This window comes from Haloimpatiens massiliensis (genome assembly GCF_900184255.1).
Classification (GTDB): domain Bacteria; phylum Bacillota; class Clostridia; order Clostridiales; family Clostridiaceae; genus Haloimpatiens; species Haloimpatiens massiliensis.
Window position 1 is genome coordinate 2,109,848 of record NZ_LT854640.1, and the last position, 21,710, is coordinate 2,131,557.

A 21,710-nucleotide genomic window follows, 5' to 3' on the forward strand; every position below is an offset into this window, starting at 1 on the left:
AAACAGTTTCCGCCTTTGGTAGTACTATCGTCGGGTTCTACTGACGCAGTATGACCCAAAATAGACTAGCATACTGACTTGTTATTTCTTTGAATGTGCCTAAGACAAGTTATTTAACTATGAGTAAGTGTAACTGAATTAGCATTTAATCCTTCTTCTCCATTTATACAATCTCCAACTATGTTCATACCTTCTACTTCAGATGCTAATTTATCAGATTGTATTATAACTTTACCATTAATAACTTGAATATCTTTTGATGAAACCTTTACTTCTTTCTTGTCCACATTTTCACTTCCTTTGAAATCTAAATTTTTCACTTAATTATTAGATTTCTTTATATTTTTAAATTTATTAGCATTATTAAATTTATTAATCCAAATACAAATTATTACAAATTAGCTATGAGTAAGTGTAATTGAATCCGCATTTAATCCTTCTTCTCCATTTATACAATCTCCAACTATATTCATGCCTTCTACTTCAGACGCTAATTTATCAGATTGTATTATAACTTTACCATTAATAACTTGAATGTCTTTTGATGAAATCTTCACTTCTTTCTTGTCCATATTTTCACCTCCTTTTAAATCTATATTTTTATTACATCTTTTTTGCAATGATTTAATTAAGCACAAATTAATACAACTAACTTATTTAGCTATGAGTAAGTGTAATTGAATCTGCATTTAATCCTTCTTCTCCATTTATACAATCTCCAACTATATTCATGCCTTCTACTTCAGATGCTAATTTATCAGATTGTATTATAACTTTACCATTAATAACTTGAATGTCTTTTGATGAAATCTTCACTTCTTTCTTGTCCATATTTTCACCTCCTTTTAAATCTATATTAGCCTTGAGCATAACTCTAAGGCCTTGATATCACTAGCCCCGTAGGGCTATTTTTTTTTAATCACTCAAATATATATCATAGGATTTCCTCACATTTTTGTCGAATTATACTATATTACCACACATAATATAAAAACAATAAGGAGGAAACCTCTATGTACCAACGTCAANTCTATATTTTTTTATTATATATGTCATAGGACTTTTTATGAAATATAGTTATTTTTCATTATTATATGGTCCTAAAACATGCAGAAACCCATAAACTTCTTTTTCGTTTAAATCTTCCAGTTTTTCATATTTTTCAACTAGTTTATTCAAATCTTCTTTAAATTCTGTCATTCTGCTAGGATTAACCTTTATAAAAACAGCTTTAACGCTACTTGGCTTATCCCCTTCTGTAGCAATATTGGTAATAATATCTTTTACTATCTTGCAAATATTATTAGTAGATATTATTAAGGAATTGGCATTGTTGGCTAAAAATTTAATATCTTTAGATTTCAATTCATATATATTTTCTAATTTTCCATCGTTAATTCTTGTTTCTTTGATTCCTATAATTTGTTTTTTTATTAATCTATCCACATTTAATTGAATTAAATGCATAGGAATATCTGTATTGAAACTTAACATTCGTTCAGAACAAGGTTTATTTAGTAATTCTAATATTATCTTTGTATTAATTTCATAAGAATTACTTGAATTACTTGAACTGTAGTTGTTTTCGTTAATTAAATCATCATCAAGTATCTCTTCTAAATTTTCCATAGATAGCCCCCCTAATTTAAATATTAATTAATCCAATAATTTTATCAGCATCAAAACTTCCGATAGCTGCTAACCCCATATTTTCATTAATAAAAATATCATTTAAAGCTGACATTATCATTTCATTAGTACAATTTTGTATCTTTCTAACCTCATTTTCTAATGAAAATATTTCATTATTAATTGCTGAGTTACCTAAAAATTTAAGATGTTTTGTTAAATCATTCATTTTTAATATAGCTTCTGTTTCCAATATGTTTTTTGCTTTTTTTATTTCATTTTCAGTGAAAAAATTATTTTTTGCTTTTTTTATTTCCTCAATTAATAATTTTATAGTTTTTTCTACGTTTCCATTGGATGTTATAGCTGTAAATGCCAAGCTTCCCTTAGTGCTATATTTAGATATAAACGAACTCAACTCATATGCTAATCCACATTCCACTCTTATCTTTTTCATAATTCTTGAATCTAGACTTGGATGTCCTAATATAGTAGATATAATCTCAACTGGAATGTTTTTTTTAATAAACTCAGAGTTCAATCTAAAACCTACAGATAAAACAGACGTACTTCCTTTATTCTCATTATTTATATATATACCTGGTAATGAACTTACTATTTCTTTATATTCCCGAGTCTTTACATCTTGCCACATTGAAAATTTTTCATTTACCATATTTAAGACGTCTTCATATTCTATATCTCCGATTATTACCAAAACAGAATTCTCTGGTGTATATGAAAAATCAATTATCTCCCTTATATTCTCCATATTGCATTTTTCAATATTCTTCATATTTCCAACTATAATCCTACCTATATCCAGATTTCCCCATAAAGCTTGACTAGTTCTTTCCACAATTTGATTAAATGAAGAATAAAAAGATATTAACTCTTGCCCTACTATATTCTTTTCGATTTCAAGCTTTTCTTTAGTTATATTTTTATTTAACATAACTATATTAGCTAATGCATCTAAACTTAAATCCAACATATTATTTAATCCAGTAAAAGTATAATTTGTATATTCTTTAGTAGTAGTCGCATTATATTGCACTCCGTATAGAGATAATTTATCAATTATATCTTTATAAGCTTTATTTTCTGTGTTTACTGAACTAACTAATAAATGTTCTATTAAATGAGAAAAACCATTAATATCGTTATCCTCATGCTTACTTCCTTGCTTTACCCATATGCCACAAGACATTGTTTTAATTTTAGATATTTTATGAACTATAACTTTTAATCCATTGCTCAAATAAAATGATAATACTTCATACATATATTATCCCTTCCTTAGAATATTTTTAAATTACCTTTTTAATGTTTATATCATTATTACTATTCAATCTAGTAAAACATATTTCATCTTCAACATAATTAGCTAATTTTAAATCCAAATTATACATTTTCATTTCATATACATTGCATTTATATCTATTTAAAATCATTACTTTTTTACTATAATAAATAAATTTAACTATATCAGATTCAAATTTATACATTTCACTTATAATATTTTTATTAGGACAATGTATACTATCAATTAGATTTCCAAGAGCAATTACTGATTTTTGTGGATTTATATGCATCTTATATATTAAATTTCTATTTGATTCAAAATCTTGGTAATTAGCCTCTCGGAACCTTTTGAAAAATTCTAAATGACTTCCAAATGTAGAAACCAAAAGTTCATAAGTTTTATTCATATATTTCATGAAAGTTACACAATATATATATACATACATATCTAAAAACTCTAATTTTTTTCTAATACCTATGTCAAAGTCTAAATATTCTGGAAATATATTTTTGTTCTTTTCTATAAAATCTATAGCATCTAAATCTACATATTTACTAGATGCTCCGTCTGAAAATACATTTGAAAAATATAATTTATCTTTTAATTGCATCCAATATTCTGATCCTGGATATAATGAAAATAGGTGAAATTGAATAGTATTTACTCCTATGCGAAACATTTTGTAAATTAATTGAATAGTTAAATTAACATCATCTTCTGATTCTTCCGGAAAACCATAAATAAAAGAAGCTGTTGTATGAATATTATATTTATTTAATAATTTCATAGTATTTATGGCTTTATCCAAATCTAAATTTTTATTTATAATTTTTTGAATGGTTTTAGATCCACTTTCTATCCCTAAATACATAGAAGTGCATCCTGCTTCGCTCATTTTCTTTATCAATTCTTCATCTAAAGTATCTGCTCTTGAACTACAGCGCCAAGTAATCTTCATATTATTTTTTATTAAGTTATTACAAAAATCTAGTATTCTATTTCTATTAGCAGTGAATAGATCATGTTCAAATTCAAATTCATTTATATCAAATTTATTTTTTAGCTCACTAATTTCATCAATTATTCTTTCTGAACCTTTTAATCTAAAATTTCTCTTCCAAAATGTTTTGGTGGAACAATATTTGCAGCCAAAAGGACAGCCTCTTCCAACTTCTAACTGTATCTTTTCGCCCAAGTTACCTTCTAATAAAGAATAATCTAACTTAGGTAAAGTATCTAAATCCTTTATTAATATGGATTCATTACATATTACTTTGCCATTTCGTAAATAAGCAACACCTAATTCTGTTGTGAATTTTTTATTTAGTAATAAGTTATCTACTATATTAAGTATACTAAGTTCTCCTTCGCCAATCCCTATAACATCAATCCATGGACATGCTTTTAATGTTTCAGCTGCTATTAAGGAAGCTTGGGGACCTCCAAATATAATTTTCAAATTTTTATTTTTGCTTTTTAACTTTTTAGCTAAACTTACTGATAAATAATATGAATTTCCCATAGTATAAAAATCAACTATATCAGGATTTTCTTTTAAAATATAATCACACATAAATTCTATGTTTTCATTATTATCATTAGAACATTTAATTAAAGATTCTGTTATTATATAATCAAAATCAATTATTCTTATAGAATATCCATTTTTTTTTAATATAGTTCCCAAACTGAATAACCCAATAGAATAATTATTTGTTTTTTTTACATCATCTGGTGGTTTTACAAATATAATTTTTGACATATGCTTATCATCCCCTAATTAACATTTATTAAACTCTTTGATGTGTTTATTAAATATTTGTATAGTAAAAATTATTAATATAATTATTCCGAATATGAGAAATATTTGCTCTAATGTAATCATTTTAGATACCAAACCTACTATACAGGATGTAATAGGGGCAGCACATAATGCCAATGCATTAAATAATGAAGCTACTCTTGCTAGATATTCTTGTGATATTCTTTTGAACATAGCTATCTGAAGAACAAAACTTAAGAATACAATTCCAAATCCCATAATTAATGTATTTGCACCAGAAGAAAGATATACTAAGTTGCTAGGTATTTTTCCTAAAAGTGACAAAATACAATAAGTTAATCCTATAATCCACCCTCCTAATATAAATACTTTGTGTCCTCCGATTAACTCTTTTAATTTTGGTACAAAAAGTGAACCAATAGACATGCCTAGTACCAATGTTATACTCATTATGGAAATAACTTCATTACCTTTTTTCAATACCTGAACTGCATAAGGAGCTAAAAGAGCATTATATGGTACTATTAGTGCATTTATAACACATGAAAATAAACATACATTTAAAATAAATTTATCTTTTACAATATATTTGAAACCTTCTTTCAAATCCGTAAAACATCCCTTTATAGTAATAGCATTGTCTTTCTTTATCTTATTGGATACTTTTAGCGTCAATATAATAACTCCACATATTATAAAAGTTACTGAATCTACCATTATTGTTCCACCTAAACCAACTGTAGCTATTAATATTGGGGCTATAGCATATCCTAACAATTCAGAAATCCTATTTAAAGATGTACATAATGCTATACCGTTGTCTATGTTCTCCTTGCTTATTATTTCAGGAAATATACTAGTGGATGCTGGAGATCTAAAAGCTTCAAAAGATGAATTCATAAAGGTGATTACATATAGATGCCAAACCTTCAAATTCCCTAATATACTTAATAGCGCAATTATTGCTACACATATTCCTCTTCCAAAATCGCATATAGCCATTATTTTTTTCTCAGCAATATATTTACATATTACACCTGAGCATATTCCAAAAATAAGACTAGGAAGCCCATTAACAGCAAATAAAGTGGCAACTAACAATGTAGATCCCGTAATTGAATAAACAAGCCATGAAAAGGCAATAGTATCAACACCATCTCCAAATCTAGAAATTAAAGTAGCAGTAGATTCTTTAATATAATTAGTCTCTTTTAATAAAGCTTTATATTTATTACTTATTTTACCCATAAATATTTTTCTCCTAAATTTATACTACTTTTTTAATATTTAAATCATTATTATTATTTAATCGTGTAAAACATATGTTAGTGTTTTCATGTTTAGCTAATTTTAAATCTAAATTACAACTTTTAATTGTGTATACATCATATTTATAACTATTTAAAAATTTATCGTTCTGACTATAATAAATAAAATTAACAATATCTGATTCAAATAAATATATTTCATATAAAATATCTTTGTTTTCAAAATCGCATGAATTAATTAAATTCCCCAAGTCTCTTATACAATTTTTAGGATTTAATTGTATTTTATAAATTAGATTTTCATACAATTTAAGTTGTTCAATATTTACTTCTCTAAATTTTTTAAAAAGCTTCAAATGATTTCCAAATACATTCTTAATTAGAAATTTATATGTTGTATTCATATATTTCATTAATACTCTTGAATAAGTTAATATATATATATCTAAAAATTTCAAATCTTCTCTAATACTAACCTTAAAATCCAAATATTGAGGAAATACTTCTTTATTTTTTTCAATGAAATACATACTATCATTATCCACATATATACTGCATGAACCATCAGGAATTTGCTTTGATAAATATAAGTTATTTTTTAATTCCTCATAATATTGAGTCCCTGGAAATAATGAAAATAAATGAAGTTGGGTTCTATGAACACCTATTCTTATCATCTTATAAATCATTTCAATTGTATCATTGACATCGTTTTCATTTTCTTCAGGAAATCCATATATAAACGAAGTAACTATTTCCATATTATATTTTTTTAATAAAGTAGTTGTTTCTAAAGCTTTATTTAAATTTAAATTCTTATTTATTATTTTTTGCATCTTCGTAGATCCACTTTCTATACCTAAAAATACAGCTTCACATCCAGCTTCCCTCATTTTACTAATTAATTCTTCATCCAATGTATCTGCTCTAGAACTGCATGTCCAATTTATATTTATATTAGAACTAATTAGCTTGTCACAAAAATCTAATACTTTTTTCTTATTAGCAGTAAATAAGTCATGTTCAAAATTAAATTTATTTATATTAAAACGTTGATTAAGATCTTCTATTTCTTTTATAATTCTTTCTGAACTTTTTAACCTAAAATTTCTTTTCCAAAAAGTTTTTGTAGAACAATACTTACATGCAAAAGGGCACCCTCTACCTACGTCTAAATCTATACTTTCTTCAAAAGTTCCTTCTAATAAGGAATAGTCTATCATTTCTAAGTCGTCTAAATTATCTATTAATACTGTTTTATTAAGTATAATTTCACCATTCTTTAAATATGCAACACCTATTTCATCTGTAAACTCTGTATTATTAATCAAATTATCTATTATATTGACTATACTACTTTCTCCTTCTCCAAGACCTATTGCATCAATCCATTCACCACATATTTCTAATGTTTTTCTAGCAGTTAAGGTTGCTTGTGGTCCACCAAATACAATCTTTATATTTGGGTTCTTACTTTTTAATAATTTTGCTAACTTAATTGTTAAATAATAAGAATTGCTCATAGTATAAAAGCACACAACATTGGGTTGATTGTTTATTATATAATCGCACATTGTATGAATATTCTGTCTAGTCTTGTTAAAATTATTTTTTATTATTGATGAATTCATTAAATAATCAAAGTCAATTATTCTTACAAAATATCCATGCTTTCTTAATATAGTTCCTAAGCTAAATGAACCAATTGAAAAATTATTTTTTTTCCTTATATCATTTACAGAGTTTATGAATACTATTTTTTTCATAATAAGTCTCCTTATCCTTTATATTTTCTGCTAATATATGAGATATTAAACTTCTTAAATAGAATAAATGTAATATAATTTAAAATCATTAAATTTTTCGTATAAAATTATAGAAGGTAATAAATAAATATATGAATGTTTGTAAGTAATTATTATTGTATTACATATTCAAATTTTCAATAAAAATATATTAATGTAATTATTTGGATATATATATATTACCATAACAACGCAAATAAATAAACATTAAAATGTAAATAAATTATTAAGCCTAAACTAACATTATTTTATAAGTTTTCAATAAACTCTATATATTTTATATAAAACTTTAGTTTAACATAGAGCGTTATAATTTTTTATTCTAATAATATTAGGTACATGAAAATAAATAACAAGTCAAAGATGCTGGTATATTTTGTGTCAGACAAGGAAGCAGGTTCCGCCGCTAGTAAAACTATCGGTGGGTTCTGCTGACGCAGTATGACGCAAAATAGACTAGCATACTGACTTGTTATTTATTTGAATGTGCCTTAAATCAACACCCATTAAATTTATGCTCTATTATATAAAATTACTTCTATTCTCATTATTTTATGGTATATTATTCATATAAGTTAATTCTCCTATATATTGATGTTTTTGTATTTTTTTCATATGTTTTGGTTTTTCAAGGTAACATTTCTATACTTATATACTTAAAAACTTTGAATTACCCAGTATTTATATAGGTAGGGTTTCAATTAAGCTTATGTAGTAAAATATATTCGTTTAGCCAAAAGCTGTACGAAAATAAAGAGGAGGTTTTAATATGAGCTTTACAAAAATTCAAGCCCACAGAGGTGCCTCTGCTTATGCTCCTGAAAACACCATGGCTGCTTTTAAAAAGGCTATAGATATGAAAGCTGATGGCATAGAGCTAGATGTACACCTATCAAAAGATGGTCATCTTATAGTAATGCATGATGAATATTTAAATAGGACTTCAAATGGAAAAGGATTAATTGCAAATTATACCTTAGAGGAATTAAAAAAACTAGATGCAGGTTCTTGGTTTGGAAAAGAATTTAAAGGTGAAAAAATTCCAACTTTAGATGAAGTTTTAGAACTTATTTGTAAGACCGAACTTTTTGTAAATATAGAAATTAAGGCTGGCTATAGAATATATCCTAATATAGAGGAAAAAGTTTTAACTTGTTTACAAAAGTACAATATGCTAGATAGGTGTATAATTTCTTCCTTTGATCATTATTCACTAGTTAGAGTAAAGGAATTAAACCCTAATGTAAAAACTGGGCTTTTATATGGCGCTTCATTATATGAACCTTGGGAATATGCCAAATTTATAAAAGTCAATGCTCTCCATCCTCTATATTTAACTTTAGATAGACATTTTATAGAAGAGGCCTATGCTCATAATTTAGATATAAATACCTATACAGTAAATGATGAAAAAGTAATGCGAGAACTTGCTGCTGCTAGAATATCCGGTATAATAACCAACTACCCTGACAAAGCTAAAAAAATAGTAAGTGAGGTTCAGGAGGGTTAAACAATGGATACTAAAAATTCTAAATTAAATTATAAAAAAACCTTCATACTTGGCTTTGGTTTCTTTGCCATAAGCCTTGTATGGCCTCTTTATAATGTTTATGTACCAATATTTTTAAGGGATTTTCTTAATAGTCAATTTGCTATCAATTCTATTATGACATTAGATAACATACTAGCAGTAACACTGATTCCAATTGTTGGTTCTCTAAGTGACAGAACCAATACAAGATTTGGAAGAAGAATGCCTTATCTTATGGTAGGCATACCTATTTCTGCTTTAATGTTTATTTTGCTTCCTAATTACTCAAGTTTTCTGAATTTTATGATAATTATTACTATATTAAATTTTTCCATGGCAATATATAGAGCACCAACCGTTGCACTTATGCCTGATATAACTCCATCGCACTTAAGAAGCGAAGCCAATGGAATAATTAATTTTATGGGCGGACTAGCTTCTGTATTTGTGCTCATCGGTGGATCATTTTTATATAAAGCTAACAAAAATTATCCTTTCCTTGGAACAGCAATTTTAATGTTCTTAACCTTATTTATACTGATGAAGTTCATAAAGGAACCTAAGAATATTAATGTAGAAAAAGAAGAAAAAATAAGCATAATTTCTTCATTAAAAGATATTTGCAAAGACAAGGATAAAACTACTCTTTATATTTTACTTGCAGTATTCTTCTGGTTTGTAGGTTATCAAGGTGTAGAAGCTACCTTCAGCAATTACTGTGTTCAATTCTTAAAACTCCCTGTTACTAAAGCTTCTTTTATACTTGGATTTTTTGCTCTTTCATTTTTAATTTTTGCTATTCCCGCTGGATTTATAGGTGGCAAACTTGGTAAGAGAAAAACTATACTTATAGGTATTTCTGGAGACGTGATTGTATTTATTCTTTTATCACTTATAGGTACTTTATTTCCATTGAATCAATTACTTATGCTGATTCTAATGGCCATAGGTGGATTTTTCTGGGCTCTTATCAATATAAATTCTTATCCTATGGTAGTGGAGATGACCACAGAAGATAAAATAGGCACCTATACAGGACTATACTATTTTTCTTCTTCCTTAGCTGCAATACTTGGGCCACTATTTTTAGGCGGCCTTATAGATTTAATAGGATTTAAATTCATGTTTTTATTTACAGCCTTAGCCTATGCTTTTGCATGGATTTGCATACACAATACCAGTAAACAATACTCTTAAAATTCCAATGAGGAAGTATCATTTAAATTAACCGCTAGTAAGTGAAATGAACGCATAAATAGTAATTGATAAAATGATATTCCAAACTTCAATTTTTAAAACAAAAAGGTAAGATACTATATAGCTTGCCTCTATGTAAAGTCCATCAAGACAAGCAATGGTGGCTTCTTTATATAAAAATAATTAACAATATATTTCTAAGTATAAGGCCGCTGCATTAAGTAATTTACATACAATATATTGTTTTATAAGTGAACTACCACCGACACAAGCAACGGTGCTTTTCGCAAATTTTCTATAAAACCATCACATATTGTAAGTACTTACCTTAATACAACGGTCCTTAATTAGATTAATTTATTTTGAAATTGGAAATTTATAATTGAAAAATTTCTATGCTTCTATCCAATATGCCCATTAAATATGCTAAAACTACTCCGTAATTAGTTATTGCAACTCCCTTTTCTCTACACATATTTATTCTATTTAACATGGTTTTTCTAGTATGCATGCAAGCACCACAGTGAATTACTAAATCATAATCCTCTAAATTTTCTGGGGCATCTTGCCCACCTTTAAAATCAAAATTCAACTTATTTCCTAAATGCTTAGTTAACATTCTAGGTATTTTTACTCTTCCTATGTCTTCATGAGAAGTATTGTGAGTGCAACTTTCCCACATAAGTATATTAGAATTTTCCTTTAAATCTTCTATCTTTTTTACTCCCTGTAAAAAAGTTTGTAAATCCCCCTTATGTCTTGCAAATAGTATGGAAAAACTAGTTAACTTTATGTGATTTGGAACCATATTATCCACTGTTTTAAATGCCTGTGAATCTGTAATTACTAAATCCACATCCTTAATATCTTTTAGAGCTGATTCTAATTCTGTATCCCTCACCACATAACTCTTTATACCATGATCTAGGGCATCTCTTATACACTGAACTTGAGGTAAAATTATTCTTCCCTTTGGAGCCTCGGAATCTATAGGAACTACTAATATAATCTTGCTGTCATACGGAAGTAACTCCCCTAATATAGAAAGTTCCGCTTCATCTTCTTGCATTCTTTTAATTATTTCACTCTTAAGCTCCATAATGTTTTTTTCTGTATCTGCAGATACAAAAATAGCCTCATGGAATTCTTTTTTAACTTTATTTATGATCTCTTCAGTAGTAGTGTCAATTTTATTTATCACTGTCATATACGGAATACTGTATTTTTTAAAATTAGTCACTGTTTCTTTATAGGCGTCCATATCAATATCATTTATATCCATAACATATAAAGCGAAATCTGTTCTTTGAAGTTCCTTCAAAGTTCTTTTAACTCTAATTTCTCCTAATTCACTTTTATCCCCAAGCCCCGCAGTGTCTATAAACACCACTGGGCCTAGTGGAATAAACTCCATAGCTTTTGTAACAGGGTCCGTGGTAGTTCCCTGCACCTTTGATACCAAGGATATTTGTTGACCTACAATTGCATTTAAAAGTGCCGACTTACCCGCGTTAGTCTTTCCATATATACCTATGTGTTTTCTATTAGCACTAGGCGTTTCGTTCATAAATCCACCTCCTCTTCGTACATAATGTACACACTATCCTCTTCACATTTTATATTCCTAATCCTTCAAATACTAAAACTCTATCACTCTAACTTCTAGACCTCTAGCACTCTGATACCCTAGCACACTAACTTCCGGCCCTCTAACACTCCGGCACCCTAGCCCACTAACTTCCGCCCCTCTAACACTCTAGCACCCTAGCCCCCTAAACAAACAGGTCCCTCTCTCCTTTTTTTAATCTCTCTATATTATCAAGCACTAAATTCTTTACATCTTCTCTCTGAATTTTTTCAGCTTCACATCTTATTAGCTTCTCTGCCTTTTGGTATAATTCTTCATCACCATAATCTATGACAAATTCCATAAGTGTAGTCAAAGCATTTGGAGTACAGACATTGTGTATTTGTCCTGATTTGGCAAGACTCATAAATCTATCTCCAGTTCTTCCCTTTCTATAACAAGCCGTACAATAGCTTGGTATATATCCATCATCTATTAAAGCTTTGATGATTTCCAGTGGACTTCTTTGATCTGATGTTTTGAACTGCTCTACATTTTTACAATTCTCATGCTCCTTGTATCCACCAACCCCTGTACAAGATCCGGCGCTGATTTGAGATACTCCATATTTTAAAAGTTCCTTTCTTATTTGGGCTGTTTCTCTAGTGGATAGTATTATTCCTGTAAATGGTACAGCTATTCTAATTACAGCAACTATTTTCTTAAACATATCATCATCCACTAAGTGTGGAAACATATCTAGTTTCATACCTTCTGCCTTTTTAAGTCTTGGCACAGATATGGTATGAAAGCCCACTCCAAATTCCTTTTCCAATTCTTCATTATGAATCATCAAAGAAAGCACTTCAAACTTAGGATCAGAAAGGCCAAATAAAACTCCAGCACCCACGTCATCTATACCTGCTTCCATAGCTCTATGAAAGGCAGTTAAGTGATATTCATAATCCCCTTTTAAACATTTTGGATGCATAGCTTCATAAGTAGGTTTGTGATAAGTTTCTTGGAATAATATGTATGTGCCTATTTGCGCCTCTTTTAGTTTCTTGTAATTTTCCACAGTAGTAGCTGCTATATTCACATTAATTCTTCTTATATTTCCGTTTTTATTTTCCGTACTATATATAGCTTTTATGGCATCTAATACATAATCTATAGGACAATTTACCGGATCTTCCCCGGCCTCTAGTGCCAATCTCTTATGACCCATTTTCTCTAGAATCTTTACTTCTTCCTGTATTTCGTCCATAGTTAATTTTCTTCTTTTAAACTGGTTGCATTTTTGATATCCGCAGTATACGCAATTATTTACACAATAATCACTTATATACAAAGGTGCAAACATAACAATCCTATTACCATAAATAGATTTTTTTATGTCTCCAGCTATTTTATACATTTTCTCTAGTTGAACCTTATCTTCTATTTGAAGTAAAATAGCAATATCCCTGTGACTTAAACCATTTCTTTTTTCTGCTTTTTCCAGTACATTTTGTATATCTTCTTTAGTTGCATTCTTAGCTTCCCTTAATAAGTTTTCAATGTGCTCTTGATTTATAAACATTCTTATCACTCCCTACCAATTTATTAATTTTACTTTAATAATCCTAAATTACTCTATACATTTTGTTTTAGGTACATGAAAATAAATAACAAGTAAAAGATGCTGGTATATTTTGTGTCAGACAAGAAAGCAGGTTCCGCCGCTAGTAGAACTATCGATGGGTTCTGCTGACGCAGTATGACGCAAAATAGACTAGCATACTGGCTTGTTATTTATTTGAATGTGCCTTACATCTTTTCTTAGTACAATTTCCTGCTCCAATTTACATTATCTCCTCTAGACATATCTAGAGAAAAACCAGCTTTAATTATCCTGCCTTCTATGCATTTTCTACATTCAGCCGCTTCATCTCCTGTGCAAATCTTTCCATCATATAAGGAGTATTTCTCCCTTACATTTGTAGGTGATAAATTTGGCATAACTACATTTGCACCAGCTTTAAGTCCCTTTTCTCTTCCCAAAGGATCTATACTTCCAAGGGCAGTGGTGGCTGGAAGCAGCACCTTAGGTAAAAGTAGTCTAATTATAGAAAGCAATGTGGTAGTAGTCTCCACAGTACCTGGTAATTCATGGGCTAAAGCTGTATCTTTATGAGGAATAAAAGGTCCTATACCCACCATATGTGGTTCTAATTCCTTTAAAAACATAAGGTCCTCCACAAAGTTTTCATTTTTTTGCCCCGGCAGCCCCACCATAAAACCTGCTCCCACTTGATATCCTATTTTCTTTAAATTCCAAAGGCATTCTCTTCTATTTTCAAAACTAGCGTTAGGATGCAGCTTTTCATATAAACTCTTGCTTGCAGTTTCATGCCTTAATAAATATCTATCTGCACCTGCCTCATAATACTTTTCATAAGCTTCATAAGACTTTTCTCCTATGGAAAGAGTTATAGCATTTTCAGGATATTTCTCCTTTATAGTCTTTACTATTTCCACTATTTTTTCATCCCTATAAAATTCGTCTTCCCCGCCTTGAAGTACAAATGTCCTATAACCTAACCTATGACCTGTTTCACAGCAATTTAAAATTTCATCTAAGGATAATCTATATCTTTCTGCTTTTTTATTTCCTGCTCTTATGCCACAGTAAACACAATTTCTCTTGCAGTAACTGGTAAACTCTATAAGTCCTCTCATAAAAACTCTATTTCCATAAATCTTCATTCTAGTTTCATGAGCCTTCTCGGTAAGATATTCCTTATGCTTATCATTCATATTGTTTAAAAGTTCTAGCATTTTATCTTTATCCAAGTTATTTTCTTTATACAGTTTATCTATGAGACTTCTCATCTACACACTCTCTCCTAATAATATAATTTATAAATTTTATAGTTAATTAACTTAACTCCCTCAATTATAAAATCATAATTGTTTCTTTTAGTTCGTTATAATTTCAACTTTCGCAGTTATAAAATAAAAATTTAAAATTTAAATATTGGAGAAATTCTCTAGGAATTTCAACCTTCATTTTAAATTTTACATTCTAAATTTTAAATTATACTTCTTTTTTAGATATAGAGGTCTTTACGGATACATAAGGTATATTCCCAAGCTTTCCTGTAAGGCTATTTATATTATCTAAATCTCCCATTACAGTTATACAAATTACAGATATTCCTTCCTCCTCAAAGGGTATACCCATTCTCCCCTTAACAATGCCCTTAAAACTAGCTATAACTTGATTGAATTCCCTTTGACACTTTTCTGGTTCCTCTAATATGGCACTTATTACAGCAATTTTTTTCATATGAGTTTTCACTGCTTAAAATATGGACTAATATCTCCATATTTAGCTTTCTCCTTTCTTTATATTTCATTCTCTAAACCCTCCCTCACTTGCTTAAACTGAAGTGGTTTTTCTCTTTTAAATTTAAAAAATAAAAAAACTTTCCTAAAAAGGAAAGTCAGTTACATAATTCAATCTACACAAGATTATATAATACTCCATGCAAAATTATAGAAATACATATAAACAATACCTCCACAGACATTACATAGACATAACATGGACATCAATTCTCTATAAACCTGTATAACATAAAACTATATATCTATTTCCTTTCAGATTAGATTGCTCTTTTCTGTTAGGTAATATTTTATAATTACATATACTTTGAACAAATATTTAAAGATTTTTCTCTAAATATTTGAACCTAATTTCTAATACCCATTTCAAATTATTTATAAATGCACAAATTTAATAAATCTCCTAAATTTCAATTAAGTTTCATTGAAATTCCACAAATCACTTAAATTTCTGAATTTTATTTTAAATTATTTATATAATAACATCTCACTAATAAATGAGCAAGAGTTTTTAGCTTTTTTATTTCCTACATCCTGCAAGAATACCTTTTAATATTGCCAGTACTCATCCCACTGCTTTTTTAACCTCAATAGCTCCAGAAGGGCAGTTTTGTGCACAAGCACCACATTCCATACAACTATCTTTTCTAATTATAACAGCTTTTTTATCTTCCATAACAAAAACTTCATGAGGACATACATTTATACACATCTTACACCCAGTACATTTTTCTTCATTTAATTTCAAGGATGCTACATTTTTCAAGTATTCCATAAAATCCTTCCCTTACAATATATTCTTTATTGCAATATCTTCTTTCGCTAAAGATAAACATATTAACTTTTATTATTTCCCATATAAACTATATTTTCTATAAACTCATAAAACTACTCATAAAATTAGCATTAACGTATTAATTTCAGTTTTTAAAGTAAATATTTTATTATAAAAAATATCCTCTAAGCTCACGTTAATGTATTATTTCTAATCTTAAGAATAATTTTTATAAAACCTTATATAGCTTGTATTATTAAAAGTATTCCTCCCACTAGTGAGCATATGATTACCGTAGGAACTGCATATAAAGTTTCCTTCAGAACTCCTGAAAAACAAGTATATGGAGTGGAGCCTGTAAAATTTAATGCTAAATATGTTATTAATGAAGTAAGTAAAAACCCATTTCCTAAATATGATAGTAAATTAGACGAAATCATAAATATAGTGGAAAAATTAATAACCACTATAGCCCAAAATACCCCCAGCACAAGTCCCTTTAGGGAAAATGCTCTGAAAGGTAAATATGGCAATAAAATTGGAAATACTACTGTCCCTATCAATATGGCAATAAAATAGGCTGAAAGATTAATTATACTAGTATAGGCCACTCCATTTACCATCTCCCCTCTTATTTTAAGTAAATAATTTACAATCAAAAACAATAGAAAAACTAATAACAGATATTTTATATTTTGTATTGTTTCTAAAGGTGTAAGTACCAATCTTTCTTTAAAAGTAAAGGTAACCTTTCTCATTCTCTCTGAAGCTTTAAATCTATTTTTTATAAATTCCTTTAAATCTTCTGCCCTTATTGGTCCATATATTATTCTAAATCCAGTGGCCTTTGTTACCTGTTTAGCTGAAACTCCTGGTGCTGCCAATTGAGGTAATATTAAAACCTTATGTACCACTACTTTGGATAATTCTGTAGTTTTAATTTTTCTTATAATCTCATCATGACTAAAGGTACCTTTTCCAGCTGCACACCACACATTTATTCCTTTAGTATCTATAACCATTATCCAAATATCTAAGCCCTCTAATTCTTTTCTTAATTTGTCAAAGGTAAATTTATAATTAGCGGTTACTAAAACTGGTGATACCTTGGTTGGTTTTCCTACAGCATATATACCTGGCTTTATACAATAATTTTTCCTATTTATACCTAATCTTATGCCTATACATCCTAATGCATCTTTATAATTAAGCTTTGTCCTTATTTTCGGTATTGATCCTATTTCAGTATCTATATATCCTGTAATTGCCTCATTTAAATTTCTATAAACCTTTCCATTCTCTTCATGATTTTCAGATATATTCAACTCTAAACTAGAGTCCCTTTTTTCTTCACATCAACAAGCTTTCTTGTCTAACTCCTTTAAGTCCATGACCATTCTAACACCACCTTCTTATCATTTTTAATCATTCACATTAATATTATCACGAATATACAGAAACTTAAATAAAATCGTGTATGGTCTTTTCTACCGTACCAAAAGTTACCGATTTTTCAAAACTTCCATTTTATAATTAAGATAACATACTAGATATCCATTGGAGGTGTTTTTATGAAAATAGTTATAATTTCCTGTGAAAAAAGCAATTTAAATCCTGAAAATGAATTTTATATAAAACTAGATAGTAGATTTGCAAACCTTAAGTTTATACCTAATCTGAAAGATGAAAAAGATGTTTGTACCCTTTGCGGAAAGGAATGTTTTAGATGCAGAGCTGCTTACAACCTAGATTACAGTGAGCATATAGTTCAAATAATAAAGCTTCCTGACTTATATAAAAAATTTGAAGATAAACCACTAAGCTATTTACCAAAAAAATTAGCTACCCATGATATAACTATAGCTATAGGCATACATGAAGACATATTAGTGGAAATTCCTAAATTAGTTAAAAAAAGCAGTGGAAAATCCCTTTTGATTCCTTGTGAGAGTGGAGATTGGGTTTCAAGATGGACAAGAGATGAAATCATTAATCAGTGTAGAAAATATGATTTACAATATGCCTTTCCTAAGCCATTTTGCACGCTAAATTACGGTAATGGAGAAACTATTGATAAATTTATAGATGAGTATAAACTTGGCAAACCTAAGTTTAAATTATATGTAAATAATAAAGATATAATTATAAAAGCAGAATCTGTCATATCAGCTCCTTGTGGCAATGGCTACAATGTAGCTAAACATTTAGTAGGTAAAAAACTTGGTGAAGAAGCAAAAAAAGCCGTAGCAAAATACTGGCACAGTTATCCTTGCCTTGGTGGAATGAAAATAGATCCAGAGTTAGGAGACACCCCTCTTCATATCGCTGGCTACACCCACTATAATGCCCTAGAAAATGCTGAAATCATAAGAACCGACTAAGTGTGATTTTTCGGTTCATGCATAAGCTATCTAGAGAGAATCATCCTTTACTAGCCCTCTAAGCACACTGGGGACGTCGCATTAAGAAATTTATATACAATATATTGTTTTGCAAATTTTAAATTAACACAATATGTTGTAGAATTTATTCTTAGTGCGACAGCCCTTTATTTATTGAATTTAATTATGGCTTTAAATAGGTCTCCGTCCACAACTATATTAAGACTTCCATTCTGTAGTTCTACAATACTCTTAGCAATAGCAAGGCCTAATCCTGAACCTTCTGTACTTCTTGATTCATCCCCTCTTTTGAACCTTTCAAATATTTCATCTGGATCAAAATTCATTTCGTAACAAGCTATATTCTTTATAGTAACTGTAACTTCTTGTTCCTCCTCCGCTAAATCAATATAAACTCTTGTATTTGATTGTGAATATTTAAGTGCATTACTTATTAGATTATGAAAAACTCTCCAGGTCTTTTTTCCATCTAAATTTAAAAATACATTTTTATTAGGAAGATTTACTTTAAAATCTAAGGATGAATTTGTAATTTTTTCATGATACTCACCAAGAGCCTGTTTCATGAGCGCCACTATGTCTACCCTTTCTATATTGAGCTCTATTGCTCCACTAGTTACCTTGGATGCTTCAAATAAGTCTTCTATTAAGTCTTTTAACCTTTTAGATTTTCTATCTAAAACTGCCACATATCCTTCTATTTCATCTTTAGATAAGTCCTGTTGTTTTAACAAATCTATATAATTTATTATAGAAGTGAGGGGAGTTTTCAAATCATGAGATACATTAGTTATAAGCTCTGACTTTAATCTTTCACTTTTTATACTGCCATCTAAAGATTTTTTATATCCCTCTTTAATGTTGTTTATATTACTAGCTAATTTAGAAAGAGAATCTGTTCCTTTTTTATCTATGGCGTAGTCTAAATGTCCTGATACCATTTCCTCTGTACCTTTTAATATTTTATTGAAATATCCAACCCTTTTAAATATATTGTACATTATAAAAACTGTATAAAAGAACATATATATTGCTGCTGGTATTGCAAATACCGCTGGTATTACCACTGCTGCTGATAAAATCATACCCAAAAATACGGTAGTAAAAATAATCATGAGCATTTTAAATCCTATATTTTTAAACATAAAACTATCTTTTAAGGAATCAACAATTCTACATAAAAAGCTTTTGCCCCACTGATTTTTAAATTCCCTTTTGTCCTTTGAAAGAATAATTAATTCATCCACAGCAATGACTAAATAAATAATATATAGAGCCATTAAAGAAATATATAATATTATTGATATACTAATGTTATTGTTAAATACGCTAAACCTACACTTGTGATATACATATAATGAAAAAATCAAAAATAATAATATTTTAAAATCTAATGGTATTTTTTTATAATGTTTCTTTATACCTAAAAAGTTTTCTTTAAAGAAATTTATTTTTTTTAAATATCTTAATAAAACGTAAGTCAGTATTAAAGCTATGATACACATTATACTTTCACTTATAACCCTATTCCTTATATCCTGAGCCCTTTTGTATTGTGACATAATCATTGAATTTTTTTCACTATCATCTAGAACTATAAAATATCCATTTAAATTTTTATGCTTAAATTTATTTTTCATTTCTTTTTCAGCATAATTAACAGGTGTCATCATTGGAAATTTAATAGAAAATAATGCATCTTTTAAATATTCTTGTAGTTCACTTTCTGATTGTAAATTAGTATATATATTTCCATTATCATCATTTCTTATATAATATCTTACTTCTTTTAGTGAATCCAAATATCTTTTTCTAGCATTATAATGTTCATCTTGAAAATATACAACTTTCTGCTTTAACGCTTTTAATACATTAGAGTTTTCATCTTTAATATCCTTTTCAAATTTTTCAAGTTCTCGACCTTTTTCTTCTTTTAAGTTTTTTACTTCATCTTTATTTTCAAAACTCTCTGCTCTATTAATGAGACTATTATATTTTTCTTCTATTTCCTCTCTTTTCATCTTTATTTGAGTATCTAACATATCCTTATCAACTTTTTCTTCAAAAGATTTTTTTTCATAATCCTTAAAATTATTATGAATATCAATTATAAATGAATAGTAAGTAAGAAGAATTCCTGAAAATTCCTCACTTCTAAAGTAATAATCCTTTTGAAAATACTTTCTATTAGCCATGCAATCTATAATGTTAAGAGCTGAAAAAGCCATCATATACAAGACCATTATAAAAACTAAAACATTTATACTCTTCCTATTTTTCAATTTTATATCCAATTCCCCACACCACCTTTAAATATCTCGGTTCTTTCGGATTAAGTTCAATTTTTTCTCTTATTCTTCTTATGTGTACTGCCACGGTGTTTTCTCCATTATAATAAGGCTCTCCCCACGCTTTTTCATATATTTGTTCAATAGAAAATACTGTTCCCTTATTTTCCATCAAAAATTCTAATATATTGTATTCCGTAGGGGTAAGCCTTACCTCCTTGTCATCTACTATTGCCATTTTAGTATTTTTATCCAAAATTAAATCTCTAACTACTAATTTATCACCTGTACTTTTATAATTGCCAAAATCCATATATCTTCTGAGCTGTGATTTAACTCTAGCTACTAGTTCTAATGGGTTAAACGGCTTTGTGATGTAATCATCTGCCCCCATATTAAGTCCTAATATTTTGTCCGTATCTTCTGATTTAGCCGAAAGCATTATTATGGGAATATTCTTCTTTTCTCTAATTTTAAAGGTTGCCTTGATTCCATCCATTCTTGGCATCATAATGTCCATTAATATTAACTGAATTTCTTTCTCTTCTAAAAGCATCAATGCATCTATTCCATCCTTAGCTTTAAAAACATTGATGCCTTCGTTTTTTAAATATATTTCTATTGCATCTCTTATTTCATCTTCATCATCCACTATTAAAATATTGTATTTATTCATGCATACCCCGCCCTTTCACATAAATTATACCATGCTTTTCACTTCCTTCCTTTGCTATAGTTTTATTATACAAATAGATTTTTAAAAATAAGT

The 21,710-nt window shown here is 28.5% G+C and carries 19 protein-coding genes; 3 read left to right on the forward strand and 16 right to left on the reverse strand.

Annotation, left to right across the window (positions count from 1 at the left end):
• Positions 1–113 precede the first annotated feature (113 nt).
• From C1715_RS19195 to C1715_RS18070, 8 genes are all read right to left on the reverse strand, one after another.
• Positions 114–287, reverse strand: a complete 174-nt coding sequence (locus C1715_RS19195; protein ID WP_180964137.1) for a hypothetical protein — start codon at positions 285–287, stop codon at positions 114–116.
• Positions 288–398: 111 nt separating this feature from the next.
• Complete coding sequence (locus C1715_RS19575) at positions 399–572, reverse strand: hypothetical protein (protein WP_180964138.1); 174 nt, start codon at positions 570–572, stop codon at positions 399–401.
• 85 nt (positions 573–657) lie between these two features.
• Positions 658–831: a hypothetical protein gene (locus C1715_RS19580; RefSeq protein ID WP_180964138.1), complete on the reverse strand. Its 174-nt coding sequence runs from the start codon at positions 829–831 to the stop codon at positions 658–660.
• A 246-nt stretch (positions 832–1,077) separates the two neighbouring features.
• A complete protein-coding gene (locus tag C1715_RS18050) occupies positions 1,078–1,629 on the reverse strand; it encodes a hypothetical protein (RefSeq protein ID WP_102401728.1) in 552 nt (183 codons plus the stop codon).
• A gap of 16 nt (positions 1,630–1,645) precedes the next feature.
• Positions 1,646–2,914, reverse strand: a complete 1,269-nt coding sequence (locus C1715_RS18055; RefSeq protein WP_102401729.1) for a M16 family metallopeptidase — start codon at positions 2,912–2,914, stop codon at positions 1,646–1,648.
• A gap of 25 nt (positions 2,915–2,939) precedes the next feature.
• Positions 2,940–4,697 (reverse strand): B12-binding domain-containing radical SAM protein, encoded by a 1,758-nt coding sequence (locus C1715_RS18060; RefSeq protein WP_102401730.1) that lies wholly within the window; start codon positions 4,695–4,697, stop codon positions 2,940–2,942.
• Positions 4,698–4,715: 18 nt separating this feature from the next.
• Positions 4,716–5,966 carry an MFS transporter gene (locus C1715_RS18065; protein ID WP_102401731.1) on the reverse strand — a complete coding sequence of 417 codons (1,251 nt, stop codon included), beginning with the start codon at positions 5,964–5,966 and terminating at the stop codon, positions 4,716–4,718.
• A 19-nt stretch (positions 5,967–5,985) separates the two neighbouring features.
• On the reverse strand, positions 5,986–7,752 hold the full coding sequence (locus tag C1715_RS18070; RefSeq protein WP_102401732.1) for a B12-binding domain-containing radical SAM protein: 1,767 nt from the start codon (positions 7,750–7,752) through the stop codon (positions 5,986–5,988).
• Positions 7,753–8,560: 808 nt separating this feature from the next.
• Here C1715_RS18070 and C1715_RS18075 point away from each other — a divergent pair.
• Positions 8,561–9,301: a glycerophosphodiester phosphodiesterase gene (locus tag C1715_RS18075; RefSeq protein ID WP_102401733.1), complete on the forward strand. Its 741-nt coding sequence runs from the start codon at positions 8,561–8,563 to the stop codon at positions 9,299–9,301.
• A 3-nt stretch (positions 9,302–9,304) separates the two neighbouring features.
• The gene (locus tag C1715_RS18080) at positions 9,305–10,519 is read left to right on the forward strand and encodes an MFS transporter (protein WP_102401734.1); all 1,215 of its coding nucleotides are present in this window, start codon (positions 9,305–9,307) and stop codon (positions 10,517–10,519) included.
• Positions 10,520–10,895: 376 nt separating this feature from the next.
• On the opposite strand, the gene hydF is transcribed toward C1715_RS18080, so the two are convergent.
• From hydF to hgcA, 6 genes are all read right to left on the reverse strand, one after another.
• A complete protein-coding gene (gene hydF / locus C1715_RS18085; RefSeq protein WP_102401735.1) occupies positions 10,896–12,086 on the reverse strand; it encodes a [FeFe] hydrogenase H-cluster maturation GTPase HydF in 1,191 nt (396 codons plus the stop codon).
• A gap of 205 nt (positions 12,087–12,291) precedes the next feature.
• Positions 12,292–13,668: a [FeFe] hydrogenase H-cluster radical SAM maturase HydG gene (hydG, locus tag C1715_RS18090; RefSeq protein WP_102401736.1), complete on the reverse strand. Its 1,377-nt coding sequence runs from the start codon at positions 13,666–13,668 to the stop codon at positions 12,292–12,294.
• Between the two features lie 239 nt (positions 13,669–13,907).
• Positions 13,908–14,960 (reverse strand): [FeFe] hydrogenase H-cluster radical SAM maturase HydE, encoded by a 1,053-nt coding sequence (gene hydE, locus C1715_RS18095; protein ID WP_102401737.1) that lies wholly within the window; start codon positions 14,958–14,960, stop codon positions 13,908–13,910.
• Positions 14,961–15,165: 205 nt separating this feature from the next.
• Positions 15,166–15,417 (reverse strand): TM1266 family iron-only hydrogenase system putative regulator, encoded by a 252-nt coding sequence (locus tag C1715_RS18100; protein WP_102401738.1) that lies wholly within the window; start codon positions 15,415–15,417, stop codon positions 15,166–15,168.
• Between the two features lie 624 nt (positions 15,418–16,041).
• Positions 16,042–16,251, reverse strand: coding sequence for a mercury methylation ferredoxin HgcB (hgcB, locus tag C1715_RS18105; RefSeq protein WP_102401739.1), 210 nt, complete (start codon positions 16,249–16,251; stop codon positions 16,042–16,044).
• A 239-nt stretch (positions 16,252–16,490) separates the two neighbouring features.
• On the reverse strand, positions 16,491–17,648 hold the full coding sequence (gene hgcA, locus C1715_RS18110; RefSeq protein WP_252989021.1) for a mercury methylation corrinoid protein HgcA: 1,158 nt from the start codon (positions 17,646–17,648) through the stop codon (positions 16,491–16,493).
• Positions 17,649–17,822: 174 nt separating this feature from the next.
• On the opposite strand from hgcA, the gene C1715_RS18115 reads away from it, so the two are divergent.
• On the forward strand, positions 17,823–18,632 hold the full coding sequence (locus C1715_RS18115; RefSeq protein ID WP_102401740.1) for a DUF166 domain-containing protein: 810 nt from the start codon (positions 17,823–17,825) through the stop codon (positions 18,630–18,632).
• Positions 18,633–18,799: 167 nt separating this feature from the next.
• Here the strand turns inward: C1715_RS18115 and C1715_RS18120 are convergent, their stop codons facing one another.
• Positions 18,800–20,947, reverse strand: coding sequence for a sensor histidine kinase (locus tag C1715_RS18120; RefSeq protein ID WP_102401741.1), 2,148 nt, complete (start codon positions 20,945–20,947; stop codon positions 18,800–18,802).
• Complete coding sequence (locus C1715_RS18125; protein ID WP_102401742.1) at positions 20,925–21,617, reverse strand: response regulator transcription factor; 693 nt, start codon at positions 21,615–21,617, stop codon at positions 20,925–20,927. Before C1715_RS18125 ends, C1715_RS18120 begins: the two co-directional genes overlap by 23 nt.
• Between the last annotated feature and the right edge of the window lie 93 nt (positions 21,618–21,710).

Coding starts and splice junctions, on each gene's coding strand:
- C1715_RS19575 (WP_180964138.1), bottom strand. CDS start 572: ATGGACAAGAAAGAAGTGAAGATTTCATCAAAAGACATTCAAGTTATT.
- C1715_RS19580 (WP_180964138.1), bottom strand. CDS start 831: ATGGACAAGAAAGAAGTGAAGATTTCATCAAAAGACATTCAAGTTATT.
- C1715_RS18050 (WP_102401728.1), bottom strand. CDS start 1,629: ATGGAAAATTTAGAAGAGATACTTGATGATGATTTAATTAACGAAAAC.
- C1715_RS18055 (WP_102401729.1), bottom strand. CDS start 2,914: ATGTATGAAGTATTATCATTTTATTTGAGCAATGGATTAAAAGTTATA.
- C1715_RS18060 (WP_102401730.1), bottom strand. CDS start 4,697: ATGTCAAAAATTATATTTGTAAAACCACCAGATGATGTAAAAAAAACA.
- C1715_RS18065 (WP_102401731.1), bottom strand. CDS start 5,966: ATGGGTAAAATAAGTAATAAATATAAAGCTTTATTAAAAGAGACTAAT.
- C1715_RS18070 (WP_102401732.1), bottom strand. CDS start 7,752: ATGAAAAAAATAGTATTCATAAACTCTGTAAATGATATAAGGAAAAAA.
- C1715_RS18075 (WP_102401733.1), top strand. CDS start 8,561: ATGAGCTTTACAAAAATTCAAGCCCACAGAGGTGCCTCTGCTTATGCT.
- C1715_RS18080 (WP_102401734.1), top strand. CDS start 9,305: ATGGATACTAAAAATTCTAAATTAAATTATAAAAAAACCTTCATACTT.
- hydF (WP_102401735.1), bottom strand. CDS start 12,086: ATGAACGAAACGCCTAGTGCTAATAGAAAACACATAGGTATATATGGA.
- hydG (WP_102401736.1), bottom strand. CDS start 13,668: ATGTTTATAAATCAAGAGCACATTGAAAACTTATTAAGGGAAGCTAAG.
- hydE (WP_102401737.1), bottom strand. CDS start 14,960: ATGAGAAGTCTCATAGATAAACTGTATAAAGAAAATAACTTGGATAAA.
- C1715_RS18100 (WP_102401738.1), bottom strand. CDS start 15,417: ATGAAAAAAATTGCTGTAATAAGTGCCATATTAGAGGAACCAGAAAAG.
- hgcB (WP_102401739.1), bottom strand. CDS start 16,251: ATGGAATACTTGAAAAATGTAGCATCCTTGAAATTAAATGAAGAAAAA.
- C1715_RS18115 (WP_102401740.1), top strand. CDS start 17,823: ATGAAAATAGTTATAATTTCCTGTGAAAAAAGCAATTTAAATCCTGAA.
- C1715_RS18125 (WP_102401742.1), bottom strand. CDS start 21,617: ATGAATAAATACAATATTTTAATAGTGGATGATGAAGATGAAATAAGA.